Here is a 17,078-nt window from a genome sequence, read left to right as displayed (position 1 = left end):
TAACAACGGGGTTCCAAGCCAAGCGCAGAGGAGTGACGATGGAAGTTCTCTACTCGCATTGTGCCGGACTGGATGTGCATAAAGAGACGGTGGTGGCCTGCGTTCGCCATATGAGCCAAGGCAAGGTTAAGACCATAGTCCGCACTTTCAAGACGATCACGCAGGAGTTGATGGCATTATCGGATTGGCTAGCCGGGGAAGGTGTTACGCATATCGCCATGGAGGCGACTGGGGTCTATTGGAAGCCGGTCTGGCACATACTGGCCGATGGCGAGTTTCAATTGACACTGGCCAATGCGGCACAGGTGAAAAATGTGCCCGGTCGCAAGACCGACGTCAACGATGCGATGTGGTTGGCCGATCTGATAGCGCACGGTCTGATCAAAGCCAGCTTTGTTCCCGATGAACCAACCCAACAAATGCGCGACCTGCTACGCACGCGTAAGCAGATCGTACGGGAGCGAGCTGGTCACATCCAGCGCATCCAAAAGACGCTGGAAGACGCCAACATCAAGCTAGATAGTGTAGTGACAGACATTGTGGGGCTCAGCGGCCGACGCATTTTGGAAGCGCTCATCGCTGGTCAAACCGCACCACAAGCTTTGGCTGCGTTAGCTCACTGGCGCATTCACGCTTCGGCAGAGGAGTTGGAGGCGTCGCTACGCGGTCGGCTTACCCGGCATCACCGCTTTCTGCTCAAACTACATCTGGATCAGATCGATGCCTTGACGGCTAGCATTGCCAGCCTAGACGAGGAGGTGAACACTAACGTGGAACCCTTTCGCGCCGCCGTCGAACTGCTGAACTCTATTCCCGGCTTTAGTCCCCTCGCGGCTCAGGTGCTGGTCTCTGAGATCGGCATCGATATGACTCGCTTTGAGACCTCCGGTCACTTGATCTCGTGGGCAGGACTATGTCCCCGCAACGACCAAAGCGCTGGTAAACGCCGTTCTACACGCTTGAAGAAAGGGGCACCCTGGCTGAAAACGACTCTGGTGCAGTGCGCCTGGGCAGCCAGCCGCACCAAAGGAAGTTATTTCCAGGCCCAGTACCACCGTTTGCGAGCACGACGGGGTTCGAAAAAAGCCGTCTGTGCGGTAGCTGCTTCTTTACTCACTACCGCCTATCACATGCTCAAGAATGGCACCGTCTATCAGGACCTAGGTGCTGACCATTTCGATCCTCACAATAAACAAAGACACGCCTTGCGTTTACTCAAGCGGCTCGAAAATCTCGGCTTCGCTGTCCAGATTCAACCCATCCTCGCTTGATATACAAGAGATGTTTCTTATTAGGGCATGGCTTTAGCCGTGCCGCAAAGACAGAGAAAAGAGGTTTGGGCTTTAGCCCCTGCAATGGCAAGACCTAACCGAAATGCCGATGGAAAAACAATACTCAGCTCTCGACGTATATTTTTCACTACGACCAAGACCCTTATGGCAAAGCGCTTGCTGCAATCGGAACGAAATGCTTTGCTCTTTATCGACGTGTTACGTTCCTATGTGGCGAAACGGAAATTTCTGTTACACGATTTTGTAGTTATGCCAGACCACGTGCATCTTCTCATCGAAGTGGATAAGACGATGACTATCGAGAGAGCCATGCAATTAATCAAAGGCCGTTTTTCCTTTCGACTGAAGAGCGAATTTGGATATAGCGGAGAAGTATGGCAACTTGGCTTTTCCGACGAGAGGATTAAAGATGAAGAAAGCTACCAGCGAGTTCGAGAATATATTGCTCAAAACCCAGTAAAAGCAGGACTGGTCGATTCAGCGGAGAAATACCCCTATTGCTATACCTATTTGGCGAAGAAAAAAGCACAGGGGCTAAAGCCCAAAACACCTAAAGACTCTGTTATCGGCACGACTAAAGTCATGCCCTGACACAAAGCCTCACCATTGGCTTAAGCAGCCGAAATACAGCTCTATTTGGCCCTTTTTGTCGATCGCTTTCGCAAGAAATGTAGAATCTCCAGGCCCAGGCACATAGATTTTATGTTCCTGTCCCGCAACCCGGGAGCTGCCAATTCCCGCTGATGCTCAGAATATTCCTGCCGATAACGAATGGTTGGAATTTTCTAATCCTGAGAGGCCGATTCATGTCGTATCCATGCCCTAAGTGCGGAGATCGCTCCACGCAAAAGCTCTCTATGGTCCATGCCGGGGGAATCTCGCACACGAGTGGCTCAATCAACGCTCACAGCTACCAGCACACCTCGCAGAGCGTACTCTCCAGTTTCGCCACTCCCCCGTCTCGCATGGGCATCTCTCGCTACATCGTGCTGCTTCTCGTCTTTCTGGTCATTCCGATTCCGACGGTTGTTCTCCCCTTATCAGGGACTGTCGGCAACACCGCTCCGGCACCACAGACCGCAGGCCCGGCAAGACCCGATCCTTCTCTTCTGCCGCCCGCAGTCAAGAGCCATATGGCCAAGTCCCGGGATGGAGCCAGGAACGCTCCTCGCAATACACCGGCAGTTCCCTCCGCAGCAACACCTGCGCCCATCGACGATACCCCACTTACGCTTCACGATCTCTTTACCACCCGCAAAGGAGCTATAGCTCTGGCGATTTTCGCCTTCTGCACCCTGGGTGTAGTTTTTTGCATGAGAAGGATTTCGACCATCGACCGATACAATAAGATCACCTATCCCGCTTTGCGGAGAGATTGGGATCTCTCATTTATGTGCCGGGCCTGCGGTTGCGTCTTCAAGGTGAATGCCTGAATTCGCCAGTCAAAGAGGAGCAAGCTGCGAAGCGGGTGGCGGTCAGAAACCGCCACCTAGAATTTCGACATTCGAGAGGGAGTAACCAGCGTTAGAAATCAAGGAGATAACATCAGGAAACAGCCTTGAAGCTGTGATATTGGTTTGTGTCAGGGCTGGACTTCAGTCCAGCCGTGGCAATTCTCTCAATAATGGATAGACATTCTCGGTAACGAATGTTGCGGAAAACAGGCAGGCTGAATAGTTGCAAAGTGCTGTTTGAGAGAGCTTTCGCTCGTTGAAGCTATGACCAAAGCGACGGAACGATGTAAGGTTTAATGCCTTTGTTCTTCCCGTTGCATATGTTACCGAAAATGTTTCTTCTCTCTCAATGAAGATTCTTTCCGGATGGCCTGAAGGCCATCCCTGACACAAAGCCTGACCATGGATGCAACGACCGAAATTGCTGTTATATTTCGTTGTTCTTTATTGATATCCTTCACAAGAAATATAGAAACTCCAGCGGTAGGCCTTGAAAACCTACCCTGACACCACAAAAGCTAATCGCCTTTCAGATTCTGGCCATGTTAAAGATTTCTGTAATTACCAGCTCGGGAAAGCTAAACCTTACTCATACCTCAGCGCCACCATAGGCTCAACCTTCGAGGCGCGGCGTGCCGGGAAGAATGCAGCAAATACAGTAACAAATGAGATTACTAATACAGCTGCCAGCAAGGTCACAGGATCGGTGGAAGACATCCCATAAAGCTGAGACTTCACTCCCCCGGTAGCAATCAGAGTAATCGGAATGCCCAGCAGCACTCCGATACCGAGCAGCAGCATAGACTCCTTCAGCACCATCCACAGTACACGTTTCGTCTGCGCTCCCAGAGCCAGGCGAATGCCGATCTCGTTTGTTCTGCGAATCACGTTATACGTCATCACTCCGTACAAACCGATACAGCATAAGGAGAGGGCCAGGAGCGAAAAGGCCGAGCAAAGCTGCGAGATCATCTTCTCCTGCCCAAGCGTCGATTCCACCTGCTCGTCCAGAGTCTTTATCGAAAGAACGGGCAAGTTCCGGTCAACCTCCGCCAGCGCGGCCCTCAACTCTCCTACAACCAGAGCAGGATCAGCCGTGCTTTGGACCTCAAGGAAATACGCATAACCCGAATCGCCGCTTATCTGGCGGACCGGAAGATAAATCATTCGCTCCGGCTTATCGCGGGGACCATGATACTTAGCATCTCGGACAACGCCCACAACCTCCCATTGGGTCTCCATCCCTGGGAGTTGAACGACTAGCCTACGTCCAAGAGCATCGCCATGAGGAAAGAAATGCTTTGCGAAGGTCTGATTCACCACGACTACAGGATGCGAAGTAGAGGTATCGCTTGCATCGATGCCACGTCCGGAGAGAACCGGTATCCCGGTTGCCTCAAAGTATCCCGAGGAGACACGATTGATCGTAGTTATCAAATTTTCATCGGGAGCAGCATTATAGCCCGGAACATCGACGTCCGCAGCCCATCGTCCCCTAGCTAGAGGAGAACTACCCGACAGAGCCGCAGCCTTTACTCCGGGAAGGGTGCGAAGGCGATCCTGCAATCTGTCGTAAAGTCCATTTAACTGCTCCGGCTTGTAGCCCGCAAACTTAGGATTCGTATTCACCACCAGGACCGTATGGCGGTTAAAACCAAGATCCTGGTTCTCCAGATTATGGAGCGTACGCAGAAAGACCCCGGCTCCGGTAAGCAGAACCAGTGACAGCATCACCTGCACAACTACCAGCAACTTGGGCAGCAACCGGCCAGACCCACCACCGCTGCTTGCAGCTGTACGAGTATTGGCCGTCAGCGCGGGGGTAAAGCTCATTCGCGAAACACGAAGGGCCGGAGCCAGGCCAAAGAGAAGCCCGGTAAAGAGACAGACTCCCAGAGTAAAGAAAAGAACGTGCAAGTCCGGCTGAGCCTTCAGTGCCGTTTGTGTAACACCGCTAGATACACACTTGATCAAAGCAGAAGTGACACCATAAGCAACAAGCAGACCTAAAGCTCCTCCGCTAAGAGAAAGCAGCAGCGCTTCGATAAGAATCTGACGAACGATGCGGCTGCGGCTTGACCCCAGAGCAAGACGCGTGGAGATATCTCTTTCCCGTGCAATAGCCTTCGCCAGAAGGAAGTTCGCCAGATTGGCACAAGCTATCAGCAGGACCAGAACCGCCACGCCCATCAGAATAAGCAGCTGTTCATGGTACTTGATCCGGAGACTTGAAACGCCTGCATTTCCTGGCATGAGCGTGATATAGGTTTGCGCAATCTCGGCTCTGCGTTTCGGAGAAAGTTCCGGTCCCTCTCTCTGAACGATAAATTGTTGTAGCTGGGTGTTTACCCAGGACTGCGCCTGCGCGATACTGACCGACGGATTACGCCTTGCAATCATGTGCAGCCAGGAGTAGCCACGCGGCTGCAAGAGTGAGGTCTTCTGCAACATCACCTCTTTCTGCATGGTGATAGGCAGCCACATATCCGGGACCTGCTCGTTGAGCTTGGCACCGTAGAAGCTCTTCGGCATAACTCCGACGACGGTGTATGCCGTCCCGTTGATCACCAGCGTCCGACCGAGAACGCCGGGATCTTCCGCCAATATCTGCTGCCAGTACCGATAACTGAGGACGACCACCGGATTACGTCCCGGAGTCTCAGTATCGGTCGGCTGCAACGTGCGCCCCAGGAGTGCTTCTACGCCGAGGACAGAAAAGAAGTTTCCCGAGACAAGATGGCTGTAGGCCTGGGCTGCCAGCTCTGTCTGCTTCGCCTCGAAACGGACGCTAACCATCGAGAGATTGCTGTCAAAGGCGCTGACGCCCTCGAAGAGCTTGGGGTTGGCCTGCATCCGCTGATAAAAATCGAAGGGATAGAGGCTCAGCGAACCGGGATCGATTCCGCCCACCTGTCCGCTATCGGAGCCATCTCCGAAGCTAACCAGAAACTGAGGATCGCGCACAGGCAAAGACTTCAGCATCACCTGATTGATCAGCGTAAAGATAGCGGTATTCGCACCAATCCCCAGAGCCAGGGAGAGAATGGCTATAAGCGTAAACCCCGGGCTCTTAGCCAATACGCGAATACTGTAACCGATGTCATTCCATATAGATTCCGCAGCAGATTCCCAACCGACGGCACGCACCTTTTGCTTGACACTCTCGAAGCTGCCCATCTCCGCACGAGCGCGTTTCAAAGCCTCTTCGCGGCTCATGCCCTCATGCACCTTGCGCTCGACTGAAGCATCGAGATAGTCGCGCAACTCCTGATTCAACTCCTCGTCGGCCTGTTCTTTGCGGAACAGTCCTTTCAGCCCAAGTGCGATATTACGGAATAAGGTCATGAGATCTCCGCAAATTACGAAAGCTGGTTATCGATACTTTGACGGGGTAGAATCTTCCAGTTGCGCAGACCGTTACGCTTCCATAATTCTGGCGATGGCCGCAAGCTGTCTTCCCCACTCCTGCGTCTCTTCCTTCAGAGCCTTGCGCCCCCTCTCGGTTAAGACGTAATACTTGGCCCGACGATTGTTTTCCGTCGATCTCCACTCGGACTTAACACGTCCGGCGCGCTCCATACGGCTCAGGGCCGGAAGCAACGATCCAGGATTTACCAGGAAGACTCCCTGACTGATCTGCTCTATACGCTGCGCTACACCGTAGCCGTGCATCGGTTCCAGTGCCAGCGTCTTCAGAATCAGCATCTCCAGGGTTCCCTGGACAAGTTCTGCAGGTTTCTCCGACACGTCTCGCTCCTCTAGTTAATCCAGAGTTTGCCTCCTACTTCTCTAGATTGTCAAGAGGAAGAAAGCAGTCTTCGTTCCCCCAGAGATGGCGGGGCAAAATCTTGCCTGATCCAGCACAGTAGCATTCGTTCCGCCCCATACGGGGCGGAGGTCTTATTTGCATTGCTATCCCCGGGTTTCGCTACGCTACACCCGGGGCTATTGTCTTGGCATCCCTCCAGGATGCCCTTCGAGTTTCTACATTTTCCGGACTGGCAACTGCAGGAAACCCTAAATATGACCAGAATCTCAAAGGCGAATTGGCTTTTGTCGTGTGTCAGGGAAGGCCTTCAGGCCTACCGAAAGCTGTCTTCTGTTGGAATTGGAACATTTTCGGTAACTAATGTTGAAGAAAGGGGTAATGGCATTGGAACTATGCCAATTCACGCGTTCGGCTGCATTCGTTACCGAAAATGTCTATCCGCTCTTAAAGGAATTGCGGCGGATGGCCTGAAGGCCATCCCTGACACAAGGCCTCAAAACAAGCTGAACCATGGCTATGGCGACGACCTTAGAAGATAAGAGAGGAAGGGGTTAAGCTTGGCGGCGAAGCCGCGCTATCCGGACTCTAGCTGCCCGCTTCTTAGCCGCCCGGACCTTAGCTGCCTTTTATCATTCCCTGGACGACATCTTTATACTGGCGCCCGGTAGTAAGACGGACGCCGTTCTTCAGCTCCATCTCATAGGAGCCGTTCATCAGCGGATGCACGGCGATGATTCGTGAGAGGTTCACGATGCGGCAGCGATGGATACGCAGGAATCTCCCTGTATCCAGCTTTGTTTCCAGACGAGTAAGTGTCTCACCCATCAAATATTGCTTCGGCCCGCAATGCAGCTCGACATAGTTATTCGCCGACTCGATCCAATCGATGGAATCTACAGGAATGAAATCGTAGCGATCTCCATTGTGTATCACCAGGCGCTCGGGGCCCCGTTGCGATTTCTGTGAGAGCAGCGCTTCCAACTGTTCGGCAAACGAGGTTTGCGTCTGTGCCGCAAGCCGTTGCCGCGCGCGTGTGAGGCTTTCATGAAGGCGCTCTTCATCGAAGGGTTTCAGCAGATAGTCCACTGCATTCAGTTCGAAGGCCTGCACTGCGTACTCATCGTAGGCAGTGATGAAGATGGTGAGCGGCATCTTCTTGGCACCGACCTGACGAATAACATCGAGGCCGGAGAAGTCCGGCATCTGCACATCGAGCAAGACCAGATCGGGATGCAGCGTCTCGACCGCCTGCACGGCATCCTGCCCGCAGCCGCATTCGCCGATCACTTCTGCGTCTTCAAAATTAGAGAGGGCGTTGCGAATGCCTCGCCGGATCAGTGGTTCATCGTCAACGACTAACAGACGAAGGTTGCTCATAGAGGATTGCTCCAGCAGAGGGATTTTCAAGTCTCAGAGGAAGGATTACTTCAACTGCGGTACCGCCTTCAGGCAAGGGCCTTATTGAAAATGAGTGCTGTTGCGGATACATCTTCTGCAAGCGCTCACAGGTAGAGTTCAGCCCGACTCCGTGCTCAAGACTTGCCAAATCCTTTACCGGCAAGCCCACACCGTTATCGCTGATCGTAAGAAGAAGACTCTCGGAATCGACCTTGCTCCTGATGACGATAGCACCGTCGCGTTTTACTCCGCGCAGTCCATGCAGAATCGCATTCTCAACCAGAGGCTGCAGCAGGAAGGCCGGAACCATGGCGGACTCGCTCTTCGGATCGATATCGAAGAGAATGGCCAGTCGATCCTCGAAGCGCATCTTCTCAATAGCGACATAGCTCTTGGTCAGGGCAATCTCAGCGGCCAGGGTCATTTCGGCCGAACCGTCGCGGCGAAGTGCCGTGCGCAATAGATCGCCTAAACGCGTCAGCATCTGATTCGCTGTCTTGGGATCTTCCTGCGTCAGGACCGCGATATTCTGCAAGCAGTTAAAGAGAAAGTGCGGATTGAGCCGCATGCGCAGAGTTTCCAGCTCGGCCTGACGAAGACTATTCTCCAGTTCCGATTTCTCCAGCGCCAGTTGTGTCGCTTCCCTTTCCCGCTGGTGTAAACGTATGAGGCTGCGAATCACATAGGCTCCGAGGACCGTGGAGCAGTAGATGAAGAACTGTATCCACAACTCGGCGGTTTGAGGCTTCCACCAGATCGGCGGAAGCGGCATGCCTTGGGCGAAGAAGAAATCCAAGCCCCAGGATGAGAAAAAAGCGACTTCGGATCCGGCATAGACGAAGAGGACGGCTCCTCCAATCAGCCAGAGCGGGTTGAAGGGTTGTCCGGATTCCAGCAAAGGGAAACGTCTCTCCAGACGAAAGACGAGCGGAGCAAAGGCAATCCAGGGATAGAAGCAGGTCTGCCAGAGCAGAAAATCGTGCAGAATCTGCGTTGAACTTCCTCCCGAGGGAGTTTGCAGATAGTGGCGTGTATAGGCAACGGCTCCGACCAGCGTCCAGATCAAGGCCAGCAACCAGGGCCCTGGATATCGGCTAGCTAAGACCTTCTCCCCTGTAAGACGTATCCTTTGTTCTTTCAATGAGGAAACCAAGCCGTATCTCCTCCGAACAGTATTGTGGCACAGAAGATCAAAGAGAAATGAAATCTGGTGAACACACCGATTCAGTTGGGGAAAGGCGGATTAGGGGGGACATGAGGTCCCATATTTCGCTGGCCATCCCCATGAAGCTTGTACCTATTCGGAGTGCGTCCCGGAGGGACGCAACGGTAATAGCCCCGGCTGAAGCGCAGCGAAAGCCGGGGTAAACCATCCCATAGAGAGTCCGCCCTGGAGGGGCGGTGCGAATACCGGAACAGAACTTCGCCCCGCACCCTCCGGGGCGGGAAATCATTTTCGTCTGCTGCCCAGGGGTTCCGTCCCGCTTCGCGTTGACTACACCCCTGGCTATTATCTTGGCCTCCCTACCGGGAGACCCTTAATTTTTTCGGCTCCCGAGCATGTCTGCTTCTTTCAAAAGCAAACCCATCGGTATGACTGAAGCCATCCCCTAATACATTCCGCGGCCACTGCCAATGCAGAAAACATCTCCGGCACAGATGGCAGATCCGGAGCTAAAGAACTTTGGTCTGTGCATATGTGCTGTTTGCCAGCTACACCTAACAGTTCGCGGATTCTTTATTGTCACCAACACGGTTGCTCTTAGACACTCGAACGCGGATGTTGGGAGGGACCTTATACCGACACATTCGTGACAGAAGTGCCATGCTGACGAGCCAGCACTTTCTATATTCACGAACGACTGTGAATCCCGACTTTGGAGCGCGCCTTTCCGGAAAGCTTGGGCGCTACTCCGTCGGAGCTCTGGTTACCGATAATCGATCTCCCGGAAAGTTGGTACCAGACTCCGATCCAAGTGCAGACACGAAAGGGAAAGATCGGACGCCCCTACAGGGCTGAACATTTTTAACGTTAGATCACCCAGGGTTCCGCTACGCTTCACCCTGGGCTATTGTCGACTGCTCCCTCCGGGAGAAAAACCGACTTGCCTGCGAATGCCCCATTTTCACTAGCAAAGCGAGTTAAGGTGTGGCGCACAATAAGCAATATCCGGGCCAAGTTGATCTTCAAAGTGTCGCTCGGTTACCGATATGGAAAACTCAGCGCTCCCCACTTTAACTGCTGCTGCACTTCGTTTCGCAGCGTGAAAATGGGGCACCCGCAGGTTTTCTCTACCGCAGGCTATCGACGCTATTCTGCTGCCCTGCCTTACTTCGACTTACGGACGACAAGGTTATCGATCAGTGTCCTTACACCTTTGACTTGCGTGGCTTTTCTTTCGGACAGAACGCGGGCGGCCTCGCTGCTCACACTCCCGGTAAGAGAAACTCGGCCTTTGGTCGCTGAGATCTGAATCGTCTCGTTTACTAACGACGACTCCTCCTGCAGAGCGGCCCTTACGTTCGTCGCCAGTTGATAATCGCTGACCTCGGCCTGGGAGTTCTCCGCTTGGGCTGTGGAGGTAGAGCCGGTATCCTTTGCAGCTTCCGCCTTCGGCTTCGAAGGAGAGAGCAGCTGTACTCCAAAGAATATTCCTGCACCCACCAGAACAACGACGACGGCGATTAGCACCAGCGGAAGCCGATTCTTCTGCGCTGCCGGAGCTACCAATGGCGCTTCTACCTCGGGAGCTGAAGGATTCGGGGTGGGAGTCCATTCCAGCGGTATTGGCGGCTCAAGTTGATACGCAGGCTGCGGCTCCGTCTCGGATTCAGGTTCGGGCTCAGGTTCAAATGCGGGTACAGGTTCAGGTTGGACTCTAACCGGCATTTCGATGACAGGCGCGGGAGATGGTGGAGGAGCAATCGTATTTACCTGATCTACCGGCCGCCCACAAGCGCCACAAAAGCGCTTCCCGGGAACAAGTTCCTTCCCGCACCCCTGGCAATAAGGAGAAGATGCCAACACCGGCTCCTGATTGACCGGAGCGCCGCATTGACCGCAAAACTTCTTCCCCTCGGAGAGAGGAGCCTGACACCTTGCACAAACCATCTCTTTATCTGCCTTTCTTATTTCCTCTAGCTTACAGAGTCGAACCGCAGCTTTCACAGAACTTTGTTCCAGCCGGATTCATGGCATCACAACGGGGACAGCGGACCGACGCTGCAATTGCAGGAGCCGAAGCTTTCGCCGTCTCCAGGAGCCCCTGTGTATTAAGCGCTATTTCAGCCAGCACTATCACCGACTCTGCCAGGAAATAAGAGAAGACCAGCACCAGAAATGAAACCAGGGCTCCGAGGATCAAAACGAGGACGCCCTGTAGCAATGGACTACCCGAGGCCATCGAGAGCGCCGCAAAGGGCATAAGCATCCGCAGTGGAAATAACGCGGCATCGCCACCGAAGAGGAAGAGCAGACAGGCGCCCAGCGACAGCAACAACCCAAAGCAGGCGTACATTTCGCCGCTCATGCGCAGCAGCAGCGACACGATGGGAATCATCGTGAACTTGCCCTCGGGCAGGTCGTCAATATTACCCGCGCGAATCCAACCGATATGGACCACGGCATAAACGGCGACCAGCCACAGCAACTGAAAGAGAATGCCTCCGACAACAGCCGCAGGAGGCAAATAGGAGAAGAAGCGCCAGGTCGAGATAAATACGACTAGCCCAAACAAAGCGAAGCCGATGGAGCTGACTCGCAGCCAAATCGAGAAAACCTTGCGGAAGAACTTTCCCTGAGACAGTAGTTGAAGCATAGGTGCAACAAACAGCCACTTATTCATCTTGACTCTTTCCTTCTCTTTTCGTTCAACAGGCCCATAGGCACTTTGCGACAGAATTCCCCAAGACGGAAGCAAACGCCGAGACGCAATTAGCCGCTTCGAATGGGAAGGATCATTGTAGGGGCAGAAAGCGGAAAGGAAACAGTTATCTATGTACAAATTCAAGGCAAATTCAAACGAAGGTATCCGGCCAGAGCATCGGCAGAGGAGGCAAGAGAAATCCGACAATCCTTCGGGGTATCGTTACCAATCAAGCTCGATTTTCATTTAAAGTGTATGCGACTCGCAAAAGAGATTCGAAAGCGGAGGAAGATTTGCCTTGTATCTAAACCGGTGTCAAATTGTCTTTGCTGCTCTGAGTTTTACCTTCCTTGGAGCCGGTCTTAGTGCCCAGACACAAGATCAGCCCCTTGCCGCAACACCGCCCATGGGCTGGAATACCTGGAATAAATTCGGCTGCAACATTAACGAAAAGCTGATTCGTCAAGCTGCCGATCAGATGGTCGCTTCCGGGATGAAGGATGCGGGCTACACCTATATCGTCATCGATGACTGCTGGCACGGACAACGCGATGCCCACGGAGATATTCAAGCCGACAAGGAGCGCTTCCCTTCCGGCATCAAGGCCCTTGCGGATTACGTACACTCCAAGGGATTGAAATTCGGCATCTACTCCGATGCGGGAACAAAGACCTGCGCCGGACGTCCCGGCAGCCGTGGTTATGAGTTCCAGGACGCACACCAGTATGCAGCCTGGGGCGTTGATTATCTGAAATACGACTGGTGCTATACCACGACGCAAAACGCCGAAGCCTCCTACAAGTTGATGAGCGAAGCTCTTAAGTCCACGGGACGCCCCATCGTCTTCAGCATGTGCGAATGGGGAACGGCGAAGCCGTGGCTCTGGGCGGAAGGAGTCGGAAATCTCTGGCGCACTACCGGAGACATCACCGACCACTGGACAGCACAGAAGAAGGAAGAACTCGGCGTAATGGAGATCCTCGACCTGCAGGTTGGACTGGCCGACCATGCAGGGCCCGGACACTGGAACGATCCTGACATGCTCGAAGTTGGCAACGGCGGCATGAGCGTGGAAGAATATCGCAGCCACTTCAGCCTCTGGTCTATTCTTGCTGCGCCATTAATGGCAGGCAACGATCTGGCCAACATGTCGGAAGACACCAAAGCGATCCTCACCAATAAAGAGGTCATCGCCATCGACCAGGATCCCCTGGGAATGCAGGGCCACCGCATACGCAAGACCGGAGATGCGGAAGTCTGGGTGAAGCAACTCAAAGGTGGTTATCGTGCCGTTGTTTTGCTGAACCGCAGCGACCATGCCGGAGAAATGACGCTTGACTGGCAGGACATGGGATATCCCGCCCACCTGGAAGCCAAACTGCGCGATTTGTGGAAGCACGAGGATATCGGAACTTATCGCGATAAGTTCACGGCGATGGTTCCGGCACACGGCGTGGTGATGTTGAAGGTGGTGCCGTAAAGGCAGCTAAAGTCCGGGCAGCGGTACTTGTACCGCCGGCGTCCTCGCCGGCTGTCGTGGAGGGTCTCCAGGCCCTCCACCTGGGATGACGGGAATAGAACCATACTTCCCGCTTCCTATGCTGCATCGCCTGTGTGGGCGAGGACGCCCACACGACAGCCGGCCTGGAGACCGGCGGTACTCCAAACCCTCGACTGCTTTCCTTTACAACGATGCATGGGGGGCCAAACTTGTCGCTGCGGATGCTACAAACTCTTCCTGCGATTCAATAGTTTTAACTAATAAATGCTGACCAATAACTCACTTTACACTTAGAACCCTCTCAGAAAAGCCGCGCCAATCTTATATTTCTCCAACAAATAAGCGGATCAAACATATAACTGTCCTATGATCACACACCCACTTTCGTAACCTCGAATCGAGCCGATAGCGGTATCAGTTTCGTTATTCGTAAGAAATTGAGCTTCCATCGGAGTGCACGACATGAATCAGGCGGAGGTCCACAAGATTGACGCAACAGAGGCCGGGAAAAAGGAACAGCAAGGGAGACAAATTAAGCGTCTGGGTCTCATCCTTGGAACCCTGAGTTTTCTGGCCGTAGTCATCCTGCACAGATCGGCGTTGCCGATCCTGCTCCACCTGCCAGAATTCGGAAACGAGAAGGCCGCTATCCTCTGGGGCAATGCATTTCTGGAAATCGGATTCGGAGTTCTTCTCTTCCTGATGTTTTCTGTCACGGGGTTCTACATCAGCGCTTCGCTTGAAAGCAGGAAAAGCAAGCAGCCGGTATCGAAATAAGAGGAACAAGAATAGAGCTCACGAGCTCGCAAGATTTATGCAAGTACGATCACAAGTTTCCGCCCTCACCTCAGCTATTCCTCTCTCTCTCTTCAACTGAGGGCGTTCCGGGCAGTGATGGAGGCAGCAATCCGTCACTGTCCATTTTTAACCAGTAGTTTTCGAAATCGGACATCCCTGCCTTGCAGCCCCTTCAGTAGGGAATCGTATTTCCATCAAAACAAAAGACTTACATCGAACACCTCTGGCCCTCCAGTTGCACTCATCCAGTTTCCAGTACTCCCCCAGAACTACAGGAAATTGAGATACATGAAAAACATTCTCTCCGATGTCCAGTACACGATCAGGCAGTGGCGCAAGGCTCCCGGCTTTGCGCTAACAGCAATTTTGACCTTGGCTCTCGGACTGGGAGCAAATACCGCAATCTTCACCTTGCTCGATCAGGCTTTGCTGCGCTCGCTGCCAGTTCACGATCCCAAGAGCCTGGTAGTGCTCGAAGGAACGGGAAAAGCCTGGGAGGGACGCACCTCCACGCACGGCGGAGATACGGAAGCTTATTTTTCCTATCCGATGTATCGCGACCTGCGCGACAAGAGTCAGGTCTTCGATGGCTTGATTGCAACCTTGCAGACCAATGCAGGAGTGGAGTGGAATCATCATTCCGAGTTGGCAGAGACAGCACTGGTCAGCGGAAATTACTTCCAGGTACTGGGCGTCGGGCCAGCCATGGGACGCGTACTCGCACAGAGTGACGACCTGGTAAAGAACGGCTCTCCGGTTGCGGTCCTCGGTTTCAATTACTGGAAGACGCACTTCGGCGCGAGTCCTTCCATCCTGAATCAAACGATCAATATCAATGGAAACCCTTTCCAGGTGGTCGGCGTAGCGCAGCCGAGCTTCTCAAGCGCAATTTGGGGATCGCCGGTCGATGTCTATGTCCCGATGACGATGAAGCCTCAAATCACTCCAGGCTGGGACGATCTCGACCAACACACATCCCGTTGGCTGAACATCATCGGACGCCTCAAGAAGGGCGAAACATACGCGCAGGCACAGGCGGCCTTGTCTCCTCTCTGGTATTCACTACGTGCTGAAGAGCTTAAGCGGCTGAGCCCCAAATCGCAGCGCTTCGTTAACGGTTTTCTGACGACAAGCAAACTGCTCGTTAAGGATGGCTCCCGAGGATTCTCATACAGCCGCGACGAGCTTCGCACACCTTTGCTCGTGCAGATGGGCATGGTAGCACTGGTGATTCTGATGGCCGCGGTCAATGTTGCCAGCCTGATTCTTGTTCGCGCTTCGGGCCGGGTCCGGGAGTTCTCCATGCGCTACTCACTGGGAGCAAAGCGCAGCCGCATCGTTACGCAGCTCATCGTGGAAGGTCTGATGCTGGGAATCGCAGGCGGCCTCTGCTCGCTCATCCTTGCGCCACTTGCGGCACGAGGGTTGGTGAATTATCTGACCAGTGGAGACGGCTCGGCTCCCTTTTCTACGAATCTCGATTACCGCATGGTGATCTTCAACTTTGCCGTTGCCATCGTCATCAGCATTATCTTTTCGCTGGCGCCTGTGCTGCAGTTATGGAAGCCCAATCTGGTTGAGGCAATGAAGCAGCGGTCGGCAGCAAGTACCGGAAGCGCACTGGGCTTCCGTCGCATTACGGTCGGATTGCAGATAGGCCTGAGCATGCTTCTGCTCTTCGCGTCGGTGCTCTTTGTTAAAACGCTCCAGAACCTGCGCTCTGTCGATGTCGGCTTTGCCACCGATCATCTGATGACCTTCAATGTCGATCCTACAAGGTCGGGATACAAGGAAAACGAGATCGTTCCTCTGCACAAGCAGATTCTGCTAAAGCTCTCCACCCTTCCCGGCGTAAGCGCTGTCGCAGCAACGGACGATCCTGAATTAGCAGGAGAAAGCAATAGCACCGATATCTCGATCGAAGGTTATGTCGCACAGCCTGACGAAATCATCGACGTAGAGATAGCAGGGGTTTCAGCCAACTACTTCGACGCAATGAAGATTCCTCTGCTGGTTGGCAGAAGCTTTGCGGAGCAGGACGACAGCAACCATCCGAAGGTGGCCATCATCAATGAAACTCTGGCGCGGCGCTACTTCGGCGGCACAGCCAATGCAGTCGGACGCCACATCGCCTCGGGTGGCGGAAACAAGACCAAGCTGGACACAGAAGTCATCGGTGTTGTCAGAGACTCAATCCACAAGCACGTACAGCATGAGAAAGTACCATCGGTCTTCCGCCCATTCCTTCAATTAAAGGAAGCGACCGGACTTGCCTACTACGTCAGGACCTGGGGCGCTCCGTCCAGCACGGAAGCGACGATCCGCGAGGCGATGAATCATCTCGACAGCAAGCTGGTTGTCGACTCTCTGCGCACGATGGATGCGAAGATTGATGAAGATATCAGCGTGCAGCGGGTTATCGCGCTGTTGGCAATAAGCTTCGGAGTCCTGGCAAGTTTCCTCGCCGCAATCGGTATCTATGGTGTGCTGGCTTATTCGACGGCTCAGCGCACAAGAGAAATCGGCATTCGCATGGCCTTGGGGTCCAATCGGCTGTCAGTCGTTCGTATGGTTCTCCATGAACTCGCCATCCTGGCAGGCGTCAGTATCGTGATCATGATTCCGATTGCCATCGCATTGACGAGGACTATCAAAACCCAGCTCTATAACGTCTCGGCAAACGATCCACTGATCTATGCCTTCGTAATCCTGAGCGTTGGCACGGTTGCGCTCATTGCCGCAGCCTTACCGGCTCGACGCGCTGCTTCGGTGAATCCTAGCGAGGCTTTGCGTAGCGAGTAAATTCGAGAAAGCTTTTTACTCCTCGTCGTGGCGAAAGAAGCCTCCCTACGACTGGAGAGCCCCACCTCGCATCCCCATACATTCTTAGGATGTATGGGGGCTTCCTCCCCGGATCCTCGCGGCTTTGATGGCGAATCTGAGGTGGGGCCTTTTTAGAGCTACACATCCAATCTTGTACCGCCGGACTCCAGGCCGGCT

The 17,078-nt window shown here is 53.6% G+C and carries 13 protein-coding genes; 7 read left to right on the top strand and 6 right to left on the bottom strand.

Going from position 1 to position 17,078, the window contains the following annotated elements:
- The first annotated feature begins 38 nt into the window (after positions 1 to 38).
- From AC6I7T_RS27345 to AC6I7T_RS27335, 3 genes are all read left to right on the top strand, one after another.
- Positions 39 to 1,271, top strand: a complete 1,233-nt coding sequence (locus AC6I7T_RS27345) for an IS110 family RNA-guided transposase (protein ID WP_497789221.1) — start codon at positions 39 to 41, stop codon at positions 1,269 to 1,271.
- Positions 1,272 to 1,298: 27 nt separating this feature from the next.
- The gene (locus AC6I7T_RS27340; protein ID WP_497790982.1) at positions 1,299 to 1,883 is read left to right on the top strand and encodes an REP-associated tyrosine transposase; all 585 of its coding nucleotides are present in this window, start codon (positions 1,299 to 1,301) and stop codon (positions 1,881 to 1,883) included.
- Positions 1,884 to 2,098: 215 nt separating this feature from the next.
- Positions 2,099 to 2,725: a hypothetical protein gene (locus tag AC6I7T_RS27335; RefSeq protein ID WP_497790981.1), complete on the top strand. Its 627-nt coding sequence runs from the start codon at positions 2,099 to 2,101 to the stop codon at positions 2,723 to 2,725.
- A gap of 606 nt (positions 2,726 to 3,331) precedes the next feature.
- On the opposite strand, the gene AC6I7T_RS27330 is transcribed toward AC6I7T_RS27335, so the two are convergent.
- The 4 genes from AC6I7T_RS27330 to AC6I7T_RS27315 form a co-directional block, all read right to left on the bottom strand.
- Positions 3,332 to 6,091 (bottom strand): ABC transporter permease, encoded by a 2,760-nt coding sequence (locus AC6I7T_RS27330; protein WP_497790980.1) that lies wholly within the window; start codon positions 6,089 to 6,091, stop codon positions 3,332 to 3,334.
- Between the two features lie 72 nt (positions 6,092 to 6,163).
- A complete protein-coding gene (locus AC6I7T_RS27325) occupies positions 6,164 to 6,493 on the bottom strand; it encodes a PadR family transcriptional regulator (RefSeq protein WP_497790979.1) in 330 nt (109 codons plus the stop codon).
- A 637-nt stretch (positions 6,494 to 7,130) separates the two neighbouring features.
- Positions 7,131 to 7,892 (bottom strand): LytR/AlgR family response regulator transcription factor, encoded by a 762-nt coding sequence (locus AC6I7T_RS27320; RefSeq protein WP_497790978.1) that lies wholly within the window; start codon positions 7,890 to 7,892, stop codon positions 7,131 to 7,133.
- Complete coding sequence (locus AC6I7T_RS27315; protein ID WP_497790977.1) at positions 7,864 to 9,066, bottom strand: sensor histidine kinase; 1,203 nt, start codon at positions 9,064 to 9,066, stop codon at positions 7,864 to 7,866. The genes AC6I7T_RS27320 and AC6I7T_RS27315 overlap by 29 nt, the downstream gene beginning before the upstream one ends.
- 672 nt (positions 9,067 to 9,738) lie before the next feature.
- On the opposite strand from AC6I7T_RS27315, the gene AC6I7T_RS27310 reads away from it, so the two are divergent.
- Complete coding sequence (locus AC6I7T_RS27310) at positions 9,739 to 9,933, top strand: hypothetical protein (protein ID WP_497790976.1); 195 nt, start codon at positions 9,739 to 9,741, stop codon at positions 9,931 to 9,933.
- A gap of 309 nt (positions 9,934 to 10,242) precedes the next feature.
- On the opposite strand, the gene AC6I7T_RS27305 is transcribed toward AC6I7T_RS27310, so the two are convergent.
- Both AC6I7T_RS27305 and AC6I7T_RS27300 read right to left on the bottom strand, forming a co-directional pair.
- Positions 10,243 to 11,025: a zinc-ribbon domain-containing protein gene (locus AC6I7T_RS27305; protein ID WP_497790975.1), complete on the bottom strand. Its 783-nt coding sequence runs from the start codon at positions 11,023 to 11,025 to the stop codon at positions 10,243 to 10,245.
- 31 nt (positions 11,026 to 11,056) lie between these two features.
- Entirely contained in the window at positions 11,057 to 11,758 is a 702-nt protein-coding gene (locus tag AC6I7T_RS27300; protein ID WP_497790974.1) for a hypothetical protein, read from the bottom strand.
- Positions 11,759 to 12,077: 319 nt separating this feature from the next.
- On the opposite strand from AC6I7T_RS27300, the gene AC6I7T_RS27295 reads away from it, so the two are divergent.
- The 3 genes from AC6I7T_RS27295 (at position 12,078) to AC6I7T_RS27285 (ending at position 16,880) form a co-directional block, all read left to right on the top strand.
- Entirely contained in the window at positions 12,078 to 13,259 is a 1,182-nt protein-coding gene (locus AC6I7T_RS27295) for a glycoside hydrolase family 27 protein (RefSeq protein WP_497790973.1), read from the top strand.
- A 483-nt stretch (positions 13,260 to 13,742) separates the two neighbouring features.
- Positions 13,743 to 14,057: a hypothetical protein gene (locus AC6I7T_RS27290; protein WP_497790972.1), complete on the top strand. Its 315-nt coding sequence runs from the start codon at positions 13,743 to 13,745 to the stop codon at positions 14,055 to 14,057.
- 309 nt (positions 14,058 to 14,366) lie between these two features.
- Positions 14,367 to 16,880: an ABC transporter permease gene (locus AC6I7T_RS27285; RefSeq protein WP_497790971.1), complete on the top strand. Its 2,514-nt coding sequence runs from the start codon at positions 14,367 to 14,369 to the stop codon at positions 16,878 to 16,880.
- Positions 16,881 to 17,078: the final 198 nt, after the last annotated feature.

The sequence above is a fragment of the Humiphilus diazotrophicus genome (assembly GCF_059726315.1).
The sequence above is the reverse complement of the archived record's forward strand: the minus strand, read 5'-3'. Positions and strand labels throughout refer to the sequence as shown.